Consider the following 20,419-nt stretch of genomic DNA (forward strand, 5'->3'; position numbering starts at 1 on the left):
GATCGGCTGCTGGAGGTTGCCGGCAACCCCTGTACCTCGATCCCGAAAAACGCGGACACGCCGGCTGCACCGCGCTACGAGCGGTTCTACCATCACACCCCGAACTCTGCGGGGAAGCACTTCATCGTCGGACCATCTGCATGAGCCTTTGGACATCTTCGGACATCGCGGCGGCGACCTGCGGCAGCGCCTCCGCGGACTTTGCGGTTTCGGGCATCGCATTCGATTCCCGTGAAGTTGGTCAGGGCGACCTGTTCGTCGCCTTGAAGGGGGAGGCGACCGACGGGCACCGCTTCCTTGATCAATGCTTCGCGCAAGGCGCAGCGGGTGCGCTGGTCAGCGTCGCGACAGACTACCCGCACGTCCTTGTCGAGGACACCGCCACCGCACTGGATGCGCTTGCCCGCGCGTCCCGCACGCGAACGCAGGCGAAGATCATCGGCGTCACCGGCTCGGTCGGCAAGACCGGCACCAAGGAGGCACTGTTCGCCGCGCTGGAACGGGGTGCGCGTGCGCAGGCGCATCGTTCGGTCAAGAGCTATAACAATCACACAGGCGTTCCGCTCAGCCTCGCGCGGATGCCTGCGGACACCCGCTTCGGCGTGTTCGAAATGGGCATGAATCATGCCGGAGAGCTCGCAGCGCTGACCCGCATCGTCCGGCCCCATATCGCCTTGGTGACGACGATCGCGCCGGCGCACACCGCGTTCTTCTCGGGCGAAGAAGCGATCGCCGACGCGAAGGGCGAGATCTTCCAGGGGCTGGAGCCGGGTGGCACGGCGATCGTGCCGTTCGACAGTCCGCATCGCGATCGGTTGATCGCCGCCGCCACCCCCTATGCCGGGCAAGTCGTTACCTTTGGTTCGGGGGTGGGTGCCGACGTGCGTGCGATCGAGGCGATGCCGGTATCGTCAGGCGGCACTTTCGTAACGGCGCGGCTCGACGATCGGGAGGTCAGCTACACGATCAGTCAAGCCGGCGCGCACTGGGTGTCGAATACGCTGGCGGTGTTGGCCGCCGTGCGCGCGGCCGGTGGCGATCTCGCGCTTGCCGGCCTTGCCTTGGCCGAACTCGAAGGTCTCGCCGGGCGGGGCGCGCGCTTTACGATACGGCGCGGCGGCGGCGAGGCGCTGGTGATCGACGAAAGCTACAACGCCAATCCGGCGTCGATGCGCGCAACGCTTGCGGTGCTCGGGCAAGAGAAAACCGCGCGGAAGCTGGTGGTTCTTGGCGAAATGCGGGAGCTTGGCGATGACAGCGACGCTTACCACGCCGCGCTGGCCGAGCCGCTTCGCGCGGCTGGGGTCGAAGCGGGCATTCTGGTCGGTAAATCCATGGCGCCGCTCGCGAACGTGCTTGAGGGGCAGGGCGATTTCGTCCATGTGGCCGACGCCGCAGCGGCACGAGAGCGGCTGCGGGCGCTGCTCGCGGCAGGCGACGCGGTTCTCATCAAGGGCTCGAACGGCGTGGGGTTGTCGGCGGTGGTCGCGGCCTTGCGCAGCGGGATTGGGTAAATGTTCTACTTCATCGCCGAGCTGTTCCATTTCCACGGCCTGTTCAACCTGGTCCGCTACCAGAGTTTCAGGACCGGTGCGGCGGTGGCGACGGCGCTGTTCCTTGGTTTGCTGATCGGTCCGCGCTTCATCGGGTGGTTGCGCGTGCGGCAGGGCAAGGGCCAGCCGATCCGCGCTGATGGTCCGCAGACCCATCTCGCCAAGCGCGGCACGCCGACGATGGGCGGGTTGATGATCCTGACCAGTCTGACGCTGTCGGTGCTGTTATGGATGGACCTGACCAACCCGTTCGTGTGGGCGTGTACGTTCGTGACATTGGGGTTCGCCGCGATCGGTTTTCTCGATGATTACGACAAGGTGCGCAAAGCGAGTACCGCTGGCGTGTCCGGACGCGTGCGATTGCTGGGTGAATTTGTAATCGCCATTATCGCCAGCGCGATGATCGTGCACCAGAACGGCACACATCTATATTTGCCGTTCGTCACCGGCATTTCGATCGATCTTGGCTACTTCTACATTCTGTTCGCGGCGTTCACGATCGTGGCGTTCGGCAATGCGGTGAACCTGACCGATGGGCTTGATGGACTTGCGACTATGCCGGTGATCATCGCCGCCGTCAGCTTCATGCTGATCGTGTACCTTGCCGGTAACTTCAAGTTCGCGACATATCTCGGCATCCCGCATGTGCCGGGCGCTGGTGAACTCGCGATTTTCTGTGGCGGAATCGTCGGCGCGGGACTTGCCTTCCTGTGGTTCAACGCGCCGCCCGCCGCCGTCTTCATGGGCGATACCGGCAGCTTGGCGCTTGGCGGCGCGTTAGGCGCGATTGCGGTGACTGCGCATCACGAGATCGTGCTCGGCATCATCGGCGGGCTGTTCGTGGTGGAGGCGCTGTCTGTCATCATCCAGGTCGCCGTCTACAAGCGCACGGGCAAGCGCGTGTTTCGCATGGCGCCGATTCACCACCATTTCGAGCAATTGGGCTGGGCCGAGGCGACCGTCGTGATCCGTTTCTGGATCATTGCGCTGGTGCTGGCGCTGGCCGGCCTTTCGACATTAAAATTGCGGTGATCTTCAGCTCCGCCTGGCGCGGCAGACGCTACGCTGTGCTGGGGCTTGCCCGTTCCGGCGTCGCGAGCGTGCGCGCGTTGCTTGCCGGTGGCGCGGACGTGGTGGCGTGGGATGCGGACGCTACCAGGCGAGCTGCGTTAGCAGGTGCCGGGGTGACATTTGCGGATCCAGAAACGATCGATCTGAGTGGGTTCGATGCGCTGGTCGTGTCGCCGGGGGTGCCGCTAAACCGGCATCCGGTCGCAGCGCAGGCGCGTGCGGCAGGCGTGCCGATCATCGGCGATATCGAGCTTTTCGCGCAGGCTAGAGCCTCGTTGCCGGCGGCTAAGGTGGTCGGTGTCACCGGAACGAATGGCAAATCGACCACGACCGCACTCGTTCATCACATCTTGCGATCCGCCGGCATCCCGAGCCTGATGGGTGGCAACATCGGTCTGCCGATTTTGGCGCAGGAACCGCTGCCGGAGGGGGGCGTGTATGTGCTCGAACTCTCGAGCTATCAGATCGACCTGACCAAGAGTCTCGATTGCGAGGTCGCGGTGCTGCTCAACATCACGCCGGACCATCTCGATCGGTATAATGATTTCGCGGGCTATGCTGCGTCCAAGGCGCGGCTGTTTACGATGCAGACCGAGAACCACGTCGCCGTGATTGGCATCGCCGATACGGCTTCGGCCGAGATCGCGCGCAGCCTGCCGCCGGAGCGGGTCACCAAGATCGCCGCTGCCGTTCTCGACCAGTCGCGCTGGCCAGCGCTGCAGGGCCCGCACAACGCACAGAATGCGCTCGCCGCGATCGCCACATGCGAGGTGCTCGGCGTCTCGGCCGAGGCGATCGAGGCGGGGTTGGCCAGCTTCACCGGCCTGCCGCACCGCATGGAGCGGGTCGGCGAGCGGAGCGGCGTTGTGTTCGTCAACGACAGCAAGGCGACCAATCCGGAGAGCGTCGCGCCGGCGCTCGCTGCGTTCGATCGCGTCCACTGGATCGTCGGCGGCAAGGCCAAGGGCGGCGACCTCGAAGCGTGTCGCCCGCAATTCGGCCATGTCGTGTGCGCCTATACGATCGGCGATGCCACCGCCGCGTTCGCCGGTTTGCTCCGCGCCGACATGCCGGTCGAGGAGGCGGGCACGCTCGCTGCCGCTGTCGCCAGCGCCGCGCGGCAGGCGCGGCCGGGCGATACGGTGTTGCTGTCACCGGCCTGCGCCTCGTTCGACCAGTTCCGTGATTTCGAGCAGCGCGGCGACACGTTCCGGTCGCTCGTGGAGGCGCTGGCATGAGCGCGAAGCGTCCATCCATGTGGAAGCGCATGCAGGGCAGCGGCGGCCGCTCCGACCGGTCGTGGTTGGGCATGTGGTTCTGGGATATCGACCGGGTGCTGCTGCTGCTGGTGCTGCTGCTGATCGGCGTCGGGGTGATCGCGGTCGGTTCGGCGTCGCCGTCGGCTGCGCAGCGGTATTCGGACGAGCGGCACCATATCCAGCCGCTCTATTACCTATGGTGGCAGATCGCCTGGGTCAGCGTGTCGATTCCCGTGATGCTGCTCATCTCGATGCTGCCGGTATCGGTGGCGCGTCGGCTCGCCTTGTTTGGCGCGGTGCTGTTCGTGGTGGCGCTGGCGGCGGTACCATTCATCGGCGTGTCCAAGAACGGTGCGACGCGCTGGCTCAACCTCGGCATCTCGCTGCTCCAGCCGTCGGAGTTCCTGAAGCCCTTCTTTATCGTCACGGTGGCGTGGATCCTGTCGATGCGTGCGCAGGACGATGCGTTGCCGGTGGTGTTCATCACCGGTGCGATGACGGCGCTGGTCGGCGCGCTGCTGATGATGCAGCCCGATTTCGGCCAGACCATCGTGTTCGTAAGCGTGTGGTTCGCGCTGCTGATGATTTCCGGCACATCGACCAAGGTGATCCTCGGGCTGATCGCGCTCGCCCCCGCCGGCCTGGTGTCGGCCTATTTCTTCTATTCGACCGCGCAGAAACGCATCAACGCCTTCCTGTTCCCGGACGTGGAGGGCGAGGGTGCGTCGGACCATTTCCAGACCAACGCCGCGCGCGCGACCATCACCCACGGCGGCTGGCGCGGCACCGGCCCTGCCGGCGGCACCATGAAGTTCCGCCTGCCGGAGGGGCATACCGATTACATCTTCTCGGTGATCGGCGAGGAGTTCGGGCTGATCGCGTGCATGATCATCGCGCTGATCTTCTTCGCGATCGTGGTACGCGTGTTTGTGAAACTGCTCGACGAGGTCGACGAGTTTCGCCTGTTCGCCGCCGCCGGTCTCGCGACGCAGTTCGGCGTGCAGGCGCTGATCTCGATGGCGGTCAACACCGGGCTCGCCCCGTCGAAGGGGATGACATTGCCGTTCATCAGCTACGGCGGATCGTCGCTGGTCGCGCTGTCGGCGGGAATGGGCTTGCTGCTGGCGTTCACGCGGCGCAATCCGTTCGTGTTGCGATCCCCCTATATCGCCAAATGGAGCGGCGTATGAGCAAACCCCGTCACTTCGTCCTCGCTGCGGGCGGTACGGGCGGCCACATGGTCCCCGCCGCCGCGCTTGCGGCAGAACTGATCCGGCGCGGTCATTACGTCGCGCTGGTCAGCGACGAGCGCGGCGTACGCTTTCCCGATCTGTTCGAGGGCATCCAGACGCATATCCTGCCAGCCGGGCGGCTGGGCGGTGGTCCGCTCGGCTACGTACGCGCGGCGCGTGAGATGTGGCGCGGCCGCGCGATGGCGGTGGAACTCTACAAGACGTTTCGTCCGGCGGCGGTGATCGGCTTTGGCGGTTACCCCGCGTTGCCCGCGCTGCTGGCGGCCTTCAACCAGAAGATCCCGACCGCGATCCACGAACAGAATGCGGTGCTGGGCCGGGTCAACCGGCTGGTGGCGGGCAAGGTCAATGCGATCGCCACATCCTACGCCAAGGTCGAGCGGCTCAAGCCGGCGCTGAACGACAAGACCCGTCTGATCGGCAATCCGGTACGCGACTCGGTCATCGCGATCCGCGCCAAACCGTATCCCCTGCTGGAGGAAGACGGCATCTTTCGCGTGCTGGTGACCGGCGGCAGCCAGGGCGCGAGCGTGCTGAGCAAGGTGGTGCCGGATGGGTTGTCGATGTTGCCGGTCGCGTTCCGCCGCCGCTTGCAGGTGACGCACCAGGCGCGCGTCGAGGATATCGAGGCGTGTCGCGCCAAGTACAAGGAACTCGATATCGCCGCCGACCTTGCCACGTACCTTCCCGATCTGCCCGAGCATCTGGCGTGGTCGCATCTCGTCATCGCGCGCGCCGGCGCCTCGACGCTGTCCGAACTGACCTGCGCTGGCCGCCCCGCCATCCTCGTCCCGCTGCCGAGCGCGACCGACGACCACCAGACCGTCAACGCCCGCGAGATGACTGCGGCGGGCGGTGCGCGCACGATCGATCAACGCAGCTTCACCGCGCCGGAACTCGCCAAGCAGATGCAGCGGCTCGGTCTCGATCCCGAAGCGCTCCAGAATGCGGCGACGCGTGCGCGCGGCTGTGGCCGGCCCGATGCGGCGCGTGACCTCGCCGATCTGGTCGAGAGCCTGGGCGAAACGAAGGGGGAGTTGCCGATCGGCGTGCCGCTGCCCGTCAAATTCCGGAACAAGGTAGCTATGGCATGAGGGGTGTCGCAACCGACATCGGCACGATCCACTTCGTCGGCATCGGCGGCATCGGCATGTCGGGCATCGCCGAGGTGATGAAGAACCTCGGGTATAACGTGCAGGGTTCGGACGTGGCCGAAGGCTATGTGGTGGAGGGCTTGCGCGCGAAAGGCATTCCGGTCGCGATCGGCCACACGGCGGAGAACCTTGGCGACGCGGCGGTGATCGTCACCTCCACCGCGATCAAACGCGGCAACCCCGAGGTTGAAGCGGCGCTCGCCAACCGCGTGCCGGTGGTGCGCCGCGCCGAGATGCTCGCCGAGTTGATGCGGCTGAAATCCACCGTCGCGGTGGCGGGCACCCACGGCAAGACCACCACCACCTCGATGGTGGCGGCGCTGCTCGATGCCGGTGGCGTCGACCCGACCGTCATCAACGGCGGCATCATCAACAGCTACGGCTCGAACGCGCGATTGGGCGCGAGCGACTGGATGGTGGTCGAAGCGGACGAGAGCGACGGCAGTTTCCTGCGGCTCGACGGCACGATCGCAGTAGTGACCAACATCGACCCCGAGCATCTCGATCACTACGGTTCGTTCGACAAGGTCAAGGATGCGTTCGTCGAGTTCGTCGAGAACGTGCCGTTCTACGGCGCGGCGCTGCTGTGCCTCGATCACCCTGAGGTGCAGGGCATCCTGCCGCGCGTGCGCGACCGGCGCGTCGTCACCTATGGTTTCTCGACGCAGGCGGATGTGCGCGGCGTTAACGTGCAGCCGATCCCGGGCGGCAACCGTTTCGAGACGATCGTCCGGCAGCGCGACGGCACGACGCGTTCGATCGAGGGGATCGAACTGCCGATGCCCGGTCGGCACAACGTGCAGAACGCGCTCGCCGCGATCGGCGTGGCGCTGGAACTCGGCATCGATGATGCCACCATCCAGCAGGGTTTCGCGAAGTTCGACGGCGTGAAGCGACGCTTTACCAAGGTTGGCGAGACCGGCGGGGTGACGGTGATCGACGATTACGGTCATCACCCGGTCGAGATCCGTGCGGTACTGGCGGCGGCGCGCGAGGGCGTGGAGAACCGCGTGATCGCGGTGGTGCAGCCGCATCGATACTCGCGGCTCGGCAATCTGATGGAGGAGTTCCAGGGCGCGTTCAACGATGCCGACATGGTGTATGTCGCGCCGGTGTATGCGGCCGGCGAGGCGCCGATCGAGGGTGTCGATGCCCAGACCTTGGTCGAGGGGCTGCAGCGCCGCGGCCACCGCTCCGCCGCGACGGTCGCCGATGCCGATGCGCTGGCGACGACGCTCGCGGGCGTGGTGCAGCCGGGCGATATGGTGGTGTGCCTGGGGGCTGGGGATATTACGAAGTGGGCGGCGGGACTCGCACCTGCTATCGAAGCGTTAAGATGACGAACGATCTGTTCACCCATTCGCCGAAGCTCCAGAAGGAGATGCTCGACGCACAACGTCCGTCGGCGGCCGATCTGCGTGCGACGGTCGGCGATGCCAGCCGCAAGATCGCCGATGCGAACCTGGCGATGACGGCGTGGGTGCGGGTCTGGAACGTCTGGCTGTGATCCGCGCGGCGCTCGCCTTGCCCGAGGTGCGCGGCCGATTGACGGAGCGCGCACCGCTGGCACCGCTGGTGTGGTTCAAAACGGGTGGAGCGGCGGACTGGCTGTTCGAACCGGCCGATGCGGACGACCTTTCCGTGTTCCTCGCTGGTCTCGACCCGGCCGTGCCGGTGATGGCGCTTGGACTGGGCTCCAACCTGATCGTGCGCGATGGCGGCTTCCCCGGTGTGGTGGTGCGGCTCGGCAAGGTGTTCGCCGGCGTCGAGCCGATCGACGCTACGACGCTACGCTGCGGTGGCGGCGCATCTGGTATCCTCGTCTCGTCGAAAGCCCGCGATGCAGGCATCAGCGGAATTGAGTTTCTGCGCTCGATCCCCGGCACGGTCGGCGGGTTCGTGCGGATGAACGGCGGTGCCTACGGTCGTGAGGTGAAAGACATTCTGGTCGGTTGCGAGGCGGTGTTACGCTCGGGCGAGCGCGTCACGCTGTCGCTCGATGATCTCGGCTATACCTACCGGCACAGCAACCTGCCCGAAGGTGCGATCGTGATGAGCGCGACGTTCCGCGGCCGCCCGGAGCAGACGGCGGTGATCCAGGGCGAGATGCTGCGCATCGCCGCCGCGCGTGAGGCATCGCAGCCGCTGCGGTCCAAGACGGGCGGCTCGACCTTCAAGAATCCGGCTGGTCACAAGGCGTGGGAGCTGGTCGATGCGGCTGGGTGTCGCGGGCTGACCCGTGGTGACGCGCAAGTCAGCGAGAAACACTGCAACTTTCTGCTGAACCTCGGTGATGCGACGAGTGGCGATATCGAAGCCTTGGGGGATGACGTGATCGAGCGGGTGAAGGCACATTCGGGCGTGACGCTGGAGTGGGAAATCCAGCGCATAGGGTCCGCGAAGTGAGTGCGCCGCTTCACATCGCCGTCTTGATGGGTGGCTGGTCGTCCGAGCGCGAAGTGTCGTTGATGAGCGGCAAGGGCGTGGCCGACGCGCTCGAATCACGTGGCCACCGGGTGACGCGGATCGACATGGGGCATGACGTTGCCGGTCGGCTGGCTGCCGCCAAGCCCGACATCGTGTTCAACGCGCTGCACGGCACCCCCGGCGAAGACGGATCGGTGCAGGGCATGCTCGATCTGATGCGGCTGAAATACACGCACAGCGGCCTTGCCACTTCGGTGATCGCGATCGACAAGCAACTGACCAAATTGCTGCTCGTGCCCGCCGGTATTCCGATGCCAGGTGGTCGCATCGTCAAGTCGGAGACGCTGTACGAGGGCGATCCGCTACCGCGCCCGTATGTGCTCAAACCGGTTAACGAGGGGTCGTCGGTCGGCGTGGCGATCGTCACCGCCGAGGGAAATTACGGCAGCCCGATCGGCCGCGACGTGGCGGGGCCGTGGAGCGAGTTCGACGAGTTGCTGGCCGAGCCGTACATTCGGGGGCGCGAGCTCACGACAGCGGTATTGGGCGGCCAAGCGCTTGGTGTGACCGAGTTGAAGCCCAAGAACGGCTGGTACGATTTCGATGCGAAATACACCGATGGCCTGACCGAGCATGTCTGTCCCGCGCAGATCCCCGATGACATCGCCGAGGCGTGCAAGCGTATCGCGCTCGCCGCGCACCGTGTGCTGGGCTGCAAGGGCGCGTCGCGATCGGATTTCCGCTGGGATGACGAGCGCGGCATCGACGGGCTGTTCCTGCTTGAGGTGAACACCCAGCCCGGCATGACGCCGCTCAGCCTCGTGCCGGAACAGGCGCGGCACCTCGGCATGAGCTATGCCGACCTGGTGCAGGCGATCGTGGATGAGGCACTAGCCGAGCCATGACCAGCAAGACGATCAAGCGCGGCACGCCCCGCCGCCCGGTCCAGCAGAAGCGTCGCAAGGCGCCAAAGACATCGTTCATCGATCGTGCCATCGCCGCGCTGCCGTTCAGCGAGGCTACGCTGACGAAGATCGCGACGTGGACGATCGTCGGGGCGGTCTGTGCGGGCGTGCTCGCGATCGGTGTGTGGATGGGCATCCCGGGTGCGATCGGCACGGCGGTGGGCGAGGGCGTCGGCGAGGCGGGTTTCCGCGTAAACAACGTGCAGATCACCGGCCTGTCGCGGATGGACCAGAACACCATCTACAAGATCGCGCTCGATCAGCCGTCCCTCGCGATGCCGTTGGTCGACCTGGAGCAAACGCGCGAGCGGCTGGTCGCGCACAGCGGGTGGATCGAAGACGCGCACGTATCGCGGCGGCTGCCCGACACGCTCCTCGTGCAGATCGTCGAGCGCACCCCGGCGGCGGTGTGGCAGAACAACGGCCAGCTCGCGCTGATCGCGGCGAACGGTACCTTTCTGGAGCCGGTATCGGCGGATGCGATGCCGGATCTGCCGCTGGTCGTCGGGGATCATGCCAACGAGCAGCAGGAATCCTATGATCGTCTGCTTGCCGCCGCGCCGGCGCTGCGCCCACAGGTCAAGGCGGCGACGTGGGTCGGCAACCGGCGCTGGAACCTCACTTTCGACAGCGGCGAGACGCTGGAACTGCCGGAGGGCGACGATATGGCTTCGCGTGCGCTGGTGAAGTTCGCGCAGATGGACGGTGTGCAGCCGCTGCTCGGCAAGGGCTGGGTTGGGTTCGACATGCGCGATCCGTCGCGGCTGGTCGCGCGCAAACCGGGCGACATCGCCGGCGGGACCGTGCCCACGCCCGCGATCGCGCAGCCCGCCAAACTGAAGCCGGCGAACACGCAGGCACAACAATCCGCGCGCCTGGCGGCGCAAGGCTAGAGACGGGCAACAGGGGTAACGCGCATGGCGAAGATGGCACCGGAAGGACTGATTACCGCGCTCGATATCGGCTCGTCGAAGGTTTCGGCGATGATCGCGCAGAAGGGTGATGGCGGCGAGTTGATCGTGCTCGGCACCGGCCAGCGCGAGAGCCGTGGCGTCAAGCGCGGCTATATCGCCGACGCCGCCGCCACCGAAGCGGCTGTGCGCGAAGCGGTCGAGCAGGCCGAGCGGATCGCCGGCACCAATATCGAGAACGTGTGGGTCAGCTTCTCGGCGGGCGGGCTGGTGTCCGACGTCGCCTCGGTAGAGTTCGAGCTGGGCGGCCACCGGGTCGAGCAGACCGACATCGACGCCTTATTGCAGGCCGGTCGTGACTCGATTGATCCGGCCGGGCGCATCGTGCTGCATGCGCAGCCGGCACTCTACACGCTCGATGGCCTCACCGGCGTAAAGCGACCGCTCGGCCTCCATGCCGATCGGCTGGGCGTGCACATCCATGTCGTCGCGGCGGATGGCTCGCCGGTGCGCAACCTCGGGTTGTGCGTGGCGAACGCGCATCTCGAGGTGAAGTCGATCATTGCGTCTCCGGTGGCGACTGGCATGGCGTGCCTGTCCGACGAAGAGCGAGAGCTTGGCGTCGCGCTGGTCGAGCTGGGCGCGGGCATCACCAATGTGTCGCTGTTCGCGGGCGGGATGCTGGTCGGGCTGACGTCCATCCCGATCGGCGCCGCCGACATTACCGACGATATCGCCTCCGCGTTCGGCACGCGGCGTGCTCAGGCGGAGCGGATGAAGTGCTTCCACGGCTCGGCCAACGCTAGCCCACGCGACAATCACGAAATGATCGACGTCGCGCCGATCTCGGCGGAGGACGGGGTTGGTGACGGCAGCCGCATCACCCGTGCGCAGTTGATCGGCGTGATCCGCCAGCGGCTCGATCATCTCATCGGTGAAGTGCGCAAGGCGCTGGTCGAGCTCAAGTTCGAAGGGCCGGTCGGGCGGCAGGTGGTGCTGACCGGCGGTGGTGCCGAGCTGAACGGCATTGCCGACTACGCCCAGGCGGCGCTCGGCCGCTCCGTGCGGGTCGGCCGTCCGCGCGGGCTGTCGGCGCTGCCCGAGGCGCATTCGGGGCCGGCGTTTGCGACGCTGGCGGGTCTGGCGTTCTACGCCGCATCCGACCCGGTCGACCTGCGCGCGCTGTCCCGAAGCCATCAGATGGTGCACCGGCCCAAGGGCTTGGCGATCTTCCGCCGGATGATGGCGGCGGCGCGGGCGAATTATTGAGGATTTACGACACCGCCGCATCATTCGGGCTGGAACGCCGGCAGGTGATGGTGCAAGATAGTTAAGCGTGAGCGTGCCGGGTATCTGGGGGGCGCGCAGGAGACCAGTATATGAGCATCGAATTTCTTGCGCCCGAAGTGGACGAACTTACCCCGCGTATCGCCGTGATCGGCGTCGGCGGCGCCGGCGGCAACGCCATCGCCAACATGATGCGCGCGGACGTGCAGGGTGTCGACTTCTTCGTCGCGAACACCGATTCGCAAGCGCTGAAGCAGTCGACCGCGAACACCAAGATCCAGCTTGGCGCGAAGATCACGCAGGGACTCGGCGCGGGTTCGCGGCCGGAAATCGGTCGCGCCGCGGCTGAGGAAACGATCGACCAGGTCGCCAAGATGCTCCAGGGCGCGCATATGTGCTTCATCGCCGCCGGCATGGGCGGCGGCACCGGCACGGGTGCGGCACCGGTCATCGCCAAGGCGGCGCGTGAAATGGGTATCCTCACCGTCGGCGTCGTCACCAAGCCGTTCGCGTTCGAGGGTAACCGTCGCGCCAAGAGCGCCGATGCGGGTATCGAAGAGCTTCAGAAGTACGTCGATACGCTGATCGTCATCCCCAATCAGAACCTGTTCCTGGTCGCCAATGCGAACACCACGTTCAAGCAGGCGTTCGAGATGGCGGACGAAGTGCTGCAGCAGGGTGTGCGCGGCATCACCGATCTGATGGTGATGCCCGGCCTCATCAACCTCGATTTCGCCGACGTGCGTTCGGTGATGCAGGAGATGGGCAAGGCGATGATGGGCACCGGCGAGGCCGAGGGCGACAATCGCGCCATCGAAGCGGCGTCGAAGGCGATCGCCAACCCGCTGCTCGACGGTGTGAGCATGAAGGGCGCCAAGGGCGTGATCGTCTCGATCACCGGCGGTGACGACATGCGTCTGCTCGAAGTCGACGAAGCCGCGAATCACATCCGCGAGCTGGTCGATGAGGACGCAAACATCATCTGGGGGTCGGCGTTCAATCCGGATCTCGAAGGCAAGATTCGCGTGTCGGTGGTCGCCACCGGGATCGAGGCGGAAGTGCAGACCGCGCCGCCTGCGCCGACCCCGTCACGGTCGTTCAGCTTCGGCTCCAACCGTCCGGCTGAGCCGACGCAGGCTGCCGAGCCGGCGCCTGTCGTCGCGCCGGAGCCGGCACCGGCACCGCGCGCGGAGGCTGTGCCTGCGCCTGCGCCCGCTCCGACAGCGACTGTTGCGGCGACCGCACCCACAGCACCAGCCGAACCCGATGAACTCGTGCTGGGCAGTGACACGCAAATGGCGCCCGCCCCGGCTGCTTTGCCGGTCGGATACGGCGATGCGGCTGCCGAACCCGCAGCGGAAGCGCCAGGGCGCCGTCGTTGGCTGTCGTCGGGCAGCGCGCCCGAGGCCGCTCCGGCCGAACCGACCCCGCCGGCACCGCGCGTGAAGCTGGGCGGTACTTTGTTCGAGCGGATGTCGAGCGTGTCGCGCGGCGCCGCGCGCGAGGACGAGGCCGCTGCTGACAAGGACGCGGTCGAAATCCCACGCTTCCTGCATCGCCAGAACAACCAGTAATACGACGCACGGCACGCCCGGCAGCGGGCGTGCCGTGTCGTCCGCCTGCGTCGGACGGTCGCAAGGGAGTTTCGTTCACGCCGCTTTCTGTCTAGGTTCGGCCTGACTCAACCGGGGCTCTTCCCGATCGTTCGTGATCCGCACCGGTGCGAACGAAGTAGGTGGTTCAACCCACGTGAAAACGAAACTAGGCACAGCCGCGATGCGACCGCTCGTCACCCTCTCGCTCATTCTGGCGCTTGCGCCCACGGCACCGCTGGCCGCACAATTCGTCCAGCCGTTGCCGCAGACCACGCCGCCGGGCGACGCCGATGCGCTTGCCGATCAGGTGCGCGCGCTTGCGGCCAATCCTTCCGATCTCAACGCGCTGGTCCGCGCGGGCGAACTCGCGCTGAAGCTTGAAGACCCGACCGCCGCCGCCGCCTTCTTCGCACGTGCCGAGCGGATCGATCCGCGCAACGGGCGTGTCAACGCGGGGTTCGGGCAGTTGCTGGTGCAGTCCGAGCGACCGGGCGAGGCGCTGCGTCGCTTCGCGCAGGCGGAAAGCTACGGCGCGCGCGTCAGCAGCTTCGCGGCAGATCGCGGGCTTGCCTATGATCTGATCGGTGAACAGGAGCGGGCGCAGCGTGACTATCGCCTGGCGCTGAAGAGTGGGCCGAACGACGAGACCACGCGCCGCTATGCGTTGTCGCTCGGCATTTCGGGCAAGCGCGAGGAGGCGCTGGCGCTGCTCGATCCGCTGTTGCGCAAGAGCGATCGCGGCGCTTGGCGCGCGCGCGCCTTCATCCTCGCGATGAGCGGCAATCGCGTCGATGCCGAGCAGATCGCGACGACGATGATGCCCGCCGGCATGTCGCAGGGGCTGCAACCTTTCTTTGATCGTCTGCCGACGCTGTCTCCGGTCGATCGCGCCTTTGCGGTACATTTCGGCGAGGTGCGGGCCTCGCCGCAGCGTCTCGCGGACGCACGGATGGTTCCGCAACTGCCGGCACTGGGCGTCGACCCGGATGCGCGAGAACTCGCTGCCGCTGCGCAGGCGCGCGCGAAGCCGGCCCGCGCCGAAGTCGCAAAGGTCGAGAAGGCGGCAAAGCGTAAGCACGGGCGGCGTGATCGCGTCGAAGTCGCAGTGCAGGCTGTTGCGCCACCGGTGGCCATGTCGCTGCCCGCTCCGCCAGCCTATATCGGGTCGGCGGGCGTCGCGCGGAGCACTGCCGTGCCGGGTGCGACCAACTTCTACGTGCAGCAACTGCCGGGGGCACGCGCACCGACGCCGAGTTACAGCCCGGTGGCACAGGCGAACCGTGCCGCAGCCGCAGCCTCGACCTCGTACGCGCAGCCGGGAGTGCCTGCGTCGGCTGCGGTAGCACCACAGCGGCAGGCTGCGCCTGTCTATCAGCCGGTTCAGCCGGGCGGCGGACGGGTGATGCCGCTGGCCCCGCTCCAGTCTCAGCCGCTCCCCTCGACCGCGGTGGCGCAGACGCGCTGGCCGACGCAGTCCGTCACGCCGATAACCCCATATAGCGCGGCGCCGGTTTCGCCTGCGACACCACCCGCCGAAACCGCGACTCGGGTCGAAACGGCTGCGCCGATGCAGCGCGCGATGGCACCAGCGCCCGGGTTTTCTTCCACAGGTCCGGCGCCGCAGGCGGTGGCGGCGGCACCGGTGGTGAGACCGCCCGAGGCGCTCGTGACACGGACGGAAAGCGTCAGCCCGTCGCGGTACGCCGCGAGCACCCCGGCCGTGAGTACGCCGACTTCAGTTGCTTCTACATCGCCAGCGGCGGCGGTGCCGACGGCCGTCGTCAGGGCCAGTAGCGAGGATGCGGCGCTAAAGGGTATCGTTGCGAAGATTGGTGTTCCCGGTGCCGAACTCGGCGTTGCGCCGGTCGAACCTGCTCCAGCACCTCCTCCCGCGCCGGTGGAGGTCGCTGCGGTATCGCCGCCTTCGGCAGCGGAACCCCGTCATCGCCCAACGCCGGAAACAAGCAACAAGGCGGAGCCGAACCGGCCAAGCGAAGCGAAGCCGGTGGTCAGCAAGGCCAAGGTGGAGCCGGTTCTCGACAGGAAGGCTGCGGAAACGAAGAGAGGCGCGGACAGAAGAGCGCTCGACGCGAAAAAGCTCGCTGACGAGGATGATGCCGTCGATGCCAAAAAGGCTGGCGCGAAGAAGCTGGGCGACAAGAAAACCGTCACCAGGAAAGGCGTGGACACGGACGCCGAGCCAGAGACCAAGAAGGCTGCGGACACGAAGAAAAAGACTGGCAAGGGCAACACGACGGTAGACGATGCAGACGCCGAGCCCGACACCAAGAAGACGGGCAAGCTCGCCAGCAAGAAGGCAGACGCGAAGAAGGCGGCTGATGCCAAGAAAACGGCCGACGCCAAGAAGAAGGACCCCAAGGTGCTTGAGCCGTCACGCATCTGGGTACAGGTGTCCGGTGGCGCGAACGAGAACGATCTGCCCAAGCAGTGGAACAAGCTGCGTGGCGATCAGCCCGCGATGTTCAAAAACCGGCAGGGCTATTCCACGCCGTTACGGGCGACAAACCGCATCCTGACCGGTCCGTTCGCGAGCGAGTCCGAGGCGCAGGCCTATGTCAACAAACTGGCCAAGCAGGGGGTGTCCGGCTTCCTGTTCACCAGCGACGCGGGGCAGAAGGTCAGCAAGTTGCCGACAAAATGACGCGCGTTCCAGGACCGCTCGCCTTCCTTGCCGCCGATCCCGCCGCCAGCCGAGGCCGCCGCTACCCGGAGGCGGGTGGTGATCTGCGCGGCCCGCGCGATGCGTTTCAGCGTGACCGCGATCGCATCATCCACTCGATCAGCTTCCGGCGGCTACGGCACAAGACGCAGGTGTTCATGGCGCCGGATGGCGACCATTTCCGGGTCCGGCTGACGCACAGCCTTGAGGTTGCGCAGATCGCGCGGACGATCGCGCGCGCGCTTGGCCTCAACGAGGATCTGACCGAGGCGCTAGCGCTGGCGCATGACATCGGCCATCCGCCCTTCGGCCATGCCGGCGAGAGCGCGCTGCAAGCCGCGCTCGCTCATGCCGGCGGGTTTGATCATAACGGCAACACGCTGCGCGCGCTGATGGTGATCGACAGCCCGTATCCCTGTTGGCCGGGACTGAACCTCGGTTGGGAAACGCTGGAAGGACTCGCCAAGCATAACGGGCCGATCGTCAGGTCGGGCTGGGCGCTGGCCGAAGCCGATGCGACTTTTCCGCTGGACTTGACGCAATGGTCGTCGCTGGAGGCCCAGGTCGCCGCGATCGCGGATGACATCGCTTACGATAATCACGATATCGACGATGGCCTGCGTGCCGGATTGCTGACGCTCGATCAATTGCTTGAGGTGCCGTTGGTCGCGCGCGGCTGGGCAGGGGCGTGCGCACGGTTTGCGGGGATCGCGCCCTCGCGACTGACCGGGGAGTTGATCCGCAGCCAAATCGGCGTGATGGTCAATGATCTGATCGCGGAGACGCAGCGTCTCGTGGCGGAATATCGCATCGAGAGCGTAGCCGATGTGCGGGCGGCAGGGCAGTGCCTGGCAACTTTCTCGCGGACGATGCGTGATGAGGAGCGTGCGCTGAAGCGTTTCATGTACGCCAATCTTTATTATCATCCGGTCCAGTTGGAGGCGGCGCGGGTGGCGGAGGGGATTATCTCCGGGCTGTTCGCCGCCTATCGCGACGATCCCGCGCGAATGCCGATGGAATGGGCAATGCGCCTGCCAGCGGACGAACCATGGCGCAGCCGCCATATCGCAGACTTCATCGCCGGCATGACCGACCGCTACGCGGTGACACGCTACCGAGAGTGCGTCGGGGCAATTGATCTTCCCGAAGGGTTTTGAGGGTTTAGCCGCATCATTCCGGGCGGCACGCGAACCGGGCTGCGAAGGGTTGTCGTCAATCCCGCCCGGTGATCGCCAGTGCAATCTCGTACGCGCCAACGAACGGATCGTAATGCAGCTTCGAGCGCAGTTGCCGCGACAAGCCTTCGATCACGCGGCCATAGCGTTCCTCGACCAGCACCTGCAGATCATCGGTCTGGATCAGCCCGGGCGAAACGACACGTAATACCGCCCGGTCCGGTGTCTCGCCATCTCTGACCGTAATGCGGATCGGCGCCGATGGGTTCGACGTCATCGACAATTCGATGATCTCGGTGGTGAGGAACGATACCGCTATCGCGATATCCTGGGTCGCGAGCACCGGTGCGATATCGAGTGCGATGCTAAGTTTGGCGGAACCCTCTGGCGCTGTTGCGCGAATGTTCGATGCAAGGTCCCCCAGCACAGAGCGTAGCGCTAGCCCGCGGTTTACCTCGAGCTCGGCGAAATGGTGGCGATGTACCACGGCCAGCGCATCGACACGGCGCTGGATCGAGGCATAGGCCGCGCTCGCCTCGGCACTACGCGCGCCGCGCGCGTGGAAGTTGATAAGGCTGGAGATCACTTGCAGGTTGTTCTTGACGCGGTGATGCACTTCGCGCGTCAGCTTGGTCTGGCGGACAAGGCCCTCGGCGAGCCCCGCTTCATGCTCTACGACGGTCCGGCTGATAGCACGGAAGGTATCGCCAAGCTCGCGTATCTCTTGCGCCGGCAGCGAGGTGATGGCGCCCGGATTGATTTCCTCTCCGGGCGTGAACGCGGCGACACTAGCGTTCAAGCGCCGGAGCGGCCGGATCAGCAGCCGATCGACGATAAACCATGCGATGCTGGCTGCTGCAGCCCACATCACGATCGGCAGCAGCATCGCGATCAACACCGGCGAGGTAATCGGCGCGCTGCGGGCTCGCGTCTGCAAGGTGAGATCACCAAGCCCGAGACCGATCCGCAACGTGCCTCTCCGCTCAAGCACCTCTCGTGGCGGCAGATCAAACAACGTCAGCGCGTCATCTCCGCCCAGCAGTTGCGCCTCGTAATCAGGAGCGAACTCGCTTGGTTTCGCGGTCTTGGCAAGGAAGCCGACAGGAAAGAACGCCTCGGCTTGTGTCTGGCCGCTGGCACCCCGGATAGCGAGCGTTACACCCCGCCCAGAGATGACACGGGTAGTAATTGAGGATTTGCCGGACGGCGCGACCGCCAAGCTAGACGGCAAGGGTGTGCCGCAGATCAGCCGACCAGCTTCGTCCGAGATCGCAAACTGGGATCCGCTCGCCGCCTGCGGTGCGAAAACACCCTGCGCCCGCGCGCAACTCGCCGCATCCGCCTTATCAGCGTCAAGCGCGTTCAGCGCGACCCGCAACGCCGTCATGTCGCCGATCAGTTCAATGCCGATCTTTCGCGCGCTTTCCGCCGAAGCAATGCGCAAAGCGGCGCGCGCGCCCTCGTCGGCGATCTGGGTCGTGCGGAACGACGCGAAGAGCGCGATGATCGCCAATGGCAGCAGCGCGGTGCTCAGGATCAAGAAGACCTTGGCACCGGTGGGCATGCGCGCGGCGAGACTACGCTGCTGAGACCGACTGGCCGCAGACGCGTCCAGAGTCTGATCCATGTCGACGCTCAGTCGAGCTTGCCGAGGAGATCAAGCATCTCGGACGGGACGGTCTCGTCAACCGTCTTTTGATAGACGGTACGAAGGGCCGCGCCCATGTCGCGATCCTTGCTTTGGACCTTCGCACGCACGCTCGGCGGTTTTTTTGAAGACTCGTCGCCCGAACGCAATGTCGTCCCCTTCGGCATCCGGCATCGCCGGGATTTTTGAACATATCCACCCGGGGATCCGGATGGAAGCGGTGCTGATTACACGTCGTGTAGCCGCAATGAAACTAAAGAGCGCTTCGATTGTTCCACCTGCGATGCGAAAAACCACCGCCGTTGTTTTTCGACCAAATCGCATTGCATTGGCGACCGTCCGCTTCCAGGAATGGGCGGCGCTTTCTCACGGAGGACCCCAAAGGTCATGTCGCTAGGACAACAGCTTGCACCGCATCTTCCCTTTCTTCGGCGGTATGGCCGTGCACTCACCGGTAGCCAGACTCAGGGCGACCGCTACGTCCGGGCCACGCTCGAGGCGATCGTAGCGGCGCCTAACGAATTCCCGCGTGAGGTCGATCCGCGGCTTGGCCTGTACCGGATGTTCCAGGCGATCTGGACCTCGGCGAACTTCGATGAGACTGCGGACGAATCGAGCATCGATCCCGCTGCCGATGCCGAAGCGATCGCGCGTGCGCGGCTGGCGCGGATGACGCCGCTGTCGCGGCAGGCGTTGCTGCTGACGGCTATGGAAGGCTTCACGCCCGAGGACGCGGCCTATCTGATCGACGTGGACCACGATGAAGTGGAGGCGCTCGTCGCCGAGGCGCTGGTCGAGATTGAGAAGCAGACGCGCAGTCGTGTCCTCATTATCGAGGACGAGCCGATCATCGCGATGGACATCGAAACGATCGTGCGCGATCTTGGCCATGAAGTGACCGGTGTTGCTGTTACTCGTGACGAGGCCGTGGCGCTTGCGATGGAGGATCGGCCAGGTCTGGTTCTCGCCGACATCCAGCTTGCGGATGACAGTTCGGGCATCGACGCGGTGAAGGACATTCTCGCGGAATTCTCCGTACCGGTGATCTTCATTACGGCATTCCCGGAACGTCTGCTGACAGGCGAGCGTCCTGAGCCGACGTTCCTCATCACCAAACCGTTCCAGCGATCCACGGTGAAAGCGGCGATCAGTCAGGCGCTGTTCTTCGACTCCACGACCGTTCCGGCCTGATTATTTTCATGGGTTCCAACCGGTACGGAGCCAAAACGGTTTTCGTAGGTTGGAACCCGTATGGCTGATCCAGAAGACACCACCGAAGTTAGCGGAACCGAGGCGCGGAGCGGCGCGACACCCCATGTCACGCGCTACGTGCTGGGGGTTTCGTTGGTCGTGATAGTGATCCTGTTCGCGGTACTGCTTGCCATAGGTATGCGCTGAACCGACCGCCCTTTGCAGGCGCCCGGATGGACTTTGCACTCCC

General features: G+C 65.6%; 18 protein-coding genes. 16 read left to right on the forward strand and 2 right to left on the reverse strand.

The window, feature by feature from the left end; all coding sequences use genetic code 11:
* The first annotated feature begins 140 nt into the window (after nucleotides 1-140).
* The 14 genes from murF to L8F97_RS13575 all read left to right on the forward strand — a co-directional run bounded on the left by murF (nucleotide 141) and on the right by L8F97_RS13575 (nucleotide 17,312).
* The gene (murF, locus tag L8F97_RS13510; RefSeq protein WP_242150913.1) at nucleotides 141-1,514 is read left to right on the forward strand and encodes a UDP-N-acetylmuramoyl-tripeptide--D-alanyl-D-alanine ligase; all 1,374 of its coding nucleotides are present in this window, start codon (nucleotides 141-143) and stop codon (nucleotides 1,512-1,514) included.
* Nucleotides 1,515-2,585 carry a phospho-N-acetylmuramoyl-pentapeptide-transferase gene (mraY, locus tag L8F97_RS13515; RefSeq protein WP_242150915.1) on the forward strand — a complete coding sequence of 357 codons (1,071 nt, stop codon included), beginning with the start codon at nucleotides 1,515-1,517 and terminating at the stop codon, nucleotides 2,583-2,585.
* Nucleotides 2,582-3,862, forward strand: coding sequence for a UDP-N-acetylmuramoyl-L-alanine--D-glutamate ligase (gene murD / locus L8F97_RS13520; RefSeq protein WP_242150919.1), 1,281 nt, complete (start codon nucleotides 2,582-2,584; stop codon nucleotides 3,860-3,862). The genes mraY and murD overlap by 4 nt, the downstream gene beginning before the upstream one ends.
* Complete coding sequence (locus L8F97_RS13525) at nucleotides 3,859-5,073, forward strand: FtsW/RodA/SpoVE family cell cycle protein (protein ID WP_242150922.1); 1,215 nt, start codon at nucleotides 3,859-3,861, stop codon at nucleotides 5,071-5,073. Before murD ends, L8F97_RS13525 begins: the two co-directional genes overlap by 4 nt.
* The gene (gene murG / locus L8F97_RS13530; protein ID WP_242150925.1) at nucleotides 5,070-6,230 is read left to right on the forward strand and encodes an undecaprenyldiphospho-muramoylpentapeptide beta-N-acetylglucosaminyltransferase; all 1,161 of its coding nucleotides are present in this window, start codon (nucleotides 5,070-5,072) and stop codon (nucleotides 6,228-6,230) included. The genes L8F97_RS13525 and murG overlap by 4 nt, the downstream gene beginning before the upstream one ends.
* Nucleotides 6,227-7,630, forward strand: coding sequence for a UDP-N-acetylmuramate--L-alanine ligase (murC, locus tag L8F97_RS13535; protein WP_242150930.1), 1,404 nt, complete (start codon nucleotides 6,227-6,229; stop codon nucleotides 7,628-7,630). The genes murG and murC overlap by 4 nt, the downstream gene beginning before the upstream one ends.
* Nucleotides 7,627-7,797, forward strand: a complete 171-nt coding sequence (locus L8F97_RS13540; RefSeq protein ID WP_242150933.1) for a hypothetical protein — start codon at nucleotides 7,627-7,629, stop codon at nucleotides 7,795-7,797. Before murC ends, L8F97_RS13540 begins: the two co-directional genes overlap by 4 nt.
* Nucleotides 7,767-8,696 (forward strand): UDP-N-acetylmuramate dehydrogenase, encoded by a 930-nt coding sequence (murB, locus tag L8F97_RS13545; RefSeq protein WP_409929043.1) that lies wholly within the window; start codon nucleotides 7,767-7,769, stop codon nucleotides 8,694-8,696. The genes L8F97_RS13540 and murB overlap by 31 nt, the downstream gene beginning before the upstream one ends.
* Nucleotides 8,693-9,622, forward strand: a complete 930-nt coding sequence (locus tag L8F97_RS13550; protein ID WP_242150937.1) for a D-alanine--D-alanine ligase — start codon at nucleotides 8,693-8,695, stop codon at nucleotides 9,620-9,622. The genes murB and L8F97_RS13550 overlap by 4 nt, the downstream gene beginning before the upstream one ends.
* Nucleotides 9,619-10,575 (forward strand): cell division protein FtsQ/DivIB, encoded by a 957-nt coding sequence (locus L8F97_RS13555; RefSeq protein ID WP_242150940.1) that lies wholly within the window; start codon nucleotides 9,619-9,621, stop codon nucleotides 10,573-10,575. The genes L8F97_RS13550 and L8F97_RS13555 overlap by 4 nt, the downstream gene beginning before the upstream one ends.
* A 24-nt stretch (nucleotides 10,576-10,599) precedes the next feature.
* The gene (ftsA, locus tag L8F97_RS13560) at nucleotides 10,600-11,862 is read left to right on the forward strand and encodes a cell division protein FtsA (RefSeq protein WP_242150943.1); all 1,263 of its coding nucleotides are present in this window, start codon (nucleotides 10,600-10,602) and stop codon (nucleotides 11,860-11,862) included.
* 110 nt (nucleotides 11,863-11,972) lie between these two features.
* Nucleotides 11,973-13,454 carry a cell division protein FtsZ gene (ftsZ, locus tag L8F97_RS13565; RefSeq protein ID WP_242150946.1) on the forward strand — a complete coding sequence of 494 codons (1,482 nt, stop codon included), beginning with the start codon at nucleotides 11,973-11,975 and terminating at the stop codon, nucleotides 13,452-13,454.
* 202 nt (nucleotides 13,455-13,656) lie between these two features.
* Entirely contained in the window at nucleotides 13,657-16,137 is a 2,481-nt protein-coding gene (locus L8F97_RS13570; RefSeq protein WP_242150949.1) for an SPOR domain-containing protein, read from the forward strand.
* Nucleotides 16,134-17,312, forward strand: a complete 1,179-nt coding sequence (locus L8F97_RS13575) for a deoxyguanosinetriphosphate triphosphohydrolase (protein WP_242150952.1) — start codon at nucleotides 16,134-16,136, stop codon at nucleotides 17,310-17,312. The genes L8F97_RS13570 and L8F97_RS13575 overlap by 4 nt, the downstream gene beginning before the upstream one ends.
* Nucleotides 17,313-17,367: 55 nt before the next feature.
* Here the strand turns inward: L8F97_RS13575 and L8F97_RS13580 are convergent, their stop codons facing one another.
* Both L8F97_RS13580 and L8F97_RS13585 read right to left on the reverse strand, forming a co-directional pair.
* Nucleotides 17,368-18,957, reverse strand: a complete 1,590-nt coding sequence (locus tag L8F97_RS13580; protein ID WP_242150955.1) for a sensor histidine kinase — start codon at nucleotides 18,955-18,957, stop codon at nucleotides 17,368-17,370.
* Nucleotides 18,958-18,965: 8 nt separating this feature from the next.
* Complete coding sequence (locus L8F97_RS13585) at nucleotides 18,966-19,145, reverse strand: NepR family anti-sigma factor (protein WP_242150958.1); 180 nt, start codon at nucleotides 19,143-19,145, stop codon at nucleotides 18,966-18,968.
* 220 nt (nucleotides 19,146-19,365) lie between these two features.
* Between L8F97_RS13585 and L8F97_RS13590 the strand changes: the two genes are divergently transcribed.
* On the forward strand, nucleotides 19,366-20,169 hold the full coding sequence (locus L8F97_RS13590; protein WP_242150961.1) for a response regulator: 804 nt from the start codon (nucleotides 19,366-19,368) through the stop codon (nucleotides 20,167-20,169).
* A gap of 60 nt (nucleotides 20,170-20,229) precedes the next feature.
* Entirely contained in the window at nucleotides 20,230-20,376 is a 147-nt protein-coding gene (locus L8F97_RS13595; protein ID WP_242150965.1) for a hypothetical protein, read from the forward strand.
* The last annotated feature ends 43 nt before the right edge of the window (nucleotides 20,377-20,419 follow it).

The sequence above is a fragment of the Sphingomonas sp. BAUL-RG-20F-R05-02 genome, assembly GCF_022662305.1.
In the GTDB taxonomy this organism is placed as follows: Bacteria; Pseudomonadota; Alphaproteobacteria; order Sphingomonadales; family Sphingomonadaceae; genus Sphingomonas.

Coding starts and splice junctions, on each gene's coding strand:
- L8F97_RS13595 (WP_242150965.1), top strand. CDS start 20,230: ATGGCTGATCCAGAAGACACCACCGAAGTTAGCGGAACCGAGGCGCGG.
- mraY (WP_242150915.1), top strand. CDS start 1,515: ATGTTCTACTTCATCGCCGAGCTGTTCCATTTCCACGGCCTGTTCAAC.
- murC (WP_242150930.1), top strand. CDS start 6,227: ATGAGGGGTGTCGCAACCGACATCGGCACGATCCACTTCGTCGGCATC.
- L8F97_RS13580 (WP_242150955.1), bottom strand. CDS start 18,957: ATGGATCAGACTCTGGACGCGTCTGCGGCCAGTCGGTCTCAGCAGCGT.
- L8F97_RS13590 (WP_242150961.1), top strand. CDS start 19,366: ATGTCGCTAGGACAACAGCTTGCACCGCATCTTCCCTTTCTTCGGCGG.
- L8F97_RS13525 (WP_242150922.1), top strand. CDS start 3,859: ATGAGCGCGAAGCGTCCATCCATGTGGAAGCGCATGCAGGGCAGCGGC.
- murF (WP_242150913.1), top strand. CDS start 141: ATGAGCCTTTGGACATCTTCGGACATCGCGGCGGCGACCTGCGGCAGC.
- L8F97_RS13585 (WP_242150958.1), bottom strand. CDS start 19,145: ATGCCGAAGGGGACGACATTGCGTTCGGGCGACGAGTCTTCAAAAAAA.
- ftsZ (WP_242150946.1), top strand. CDS start 11,973: ATGAGCATCGAATTTCTTGCGCCCGAAGTGGACGAACTTACCCCGCGT.
- L8F97_RS13575 (WP_242150952.1), top strand. CDS start 16,134: ATGACGCGCGTTCCAGGACCGCTCGCCTTCCTTGCCGCCGATCCCGCC.
- L8F97_RS13540 (WP_242150933.1), top strand. CDS start 7,627: ATGACGAACGATCTGTTCACCCATTCGCCGAAGCTCCAGAAGGAGATG.
- L8F97_RS13570 (WP_242150949.1), top strand. CDS start 13,657: ATGCGACCGCTCGTCACCCTCTCGCTCATTCTGGCGCTTGCGCCCACG.
- L8F97_RS13555 (WP_242150940.1), top strand. CDS start 9,619: ATGACCAGCAAGACGATCAAGCGCGGCACGCCCCGCCGCCCGGTCCAG.
- ftsA (WP_242150943.1), top strand. CDS start 10,600: ATGGCGAAGATGGCACCGGAAGGACTGATTACCGCGCTCGATATCGGC.
- murG (WP_242150925.1), top strand. CDS start 5,070: ATGAGCAAACCCCGTCACTTCGTCCTCGCTGCGGGCGGTACGGGCGGC.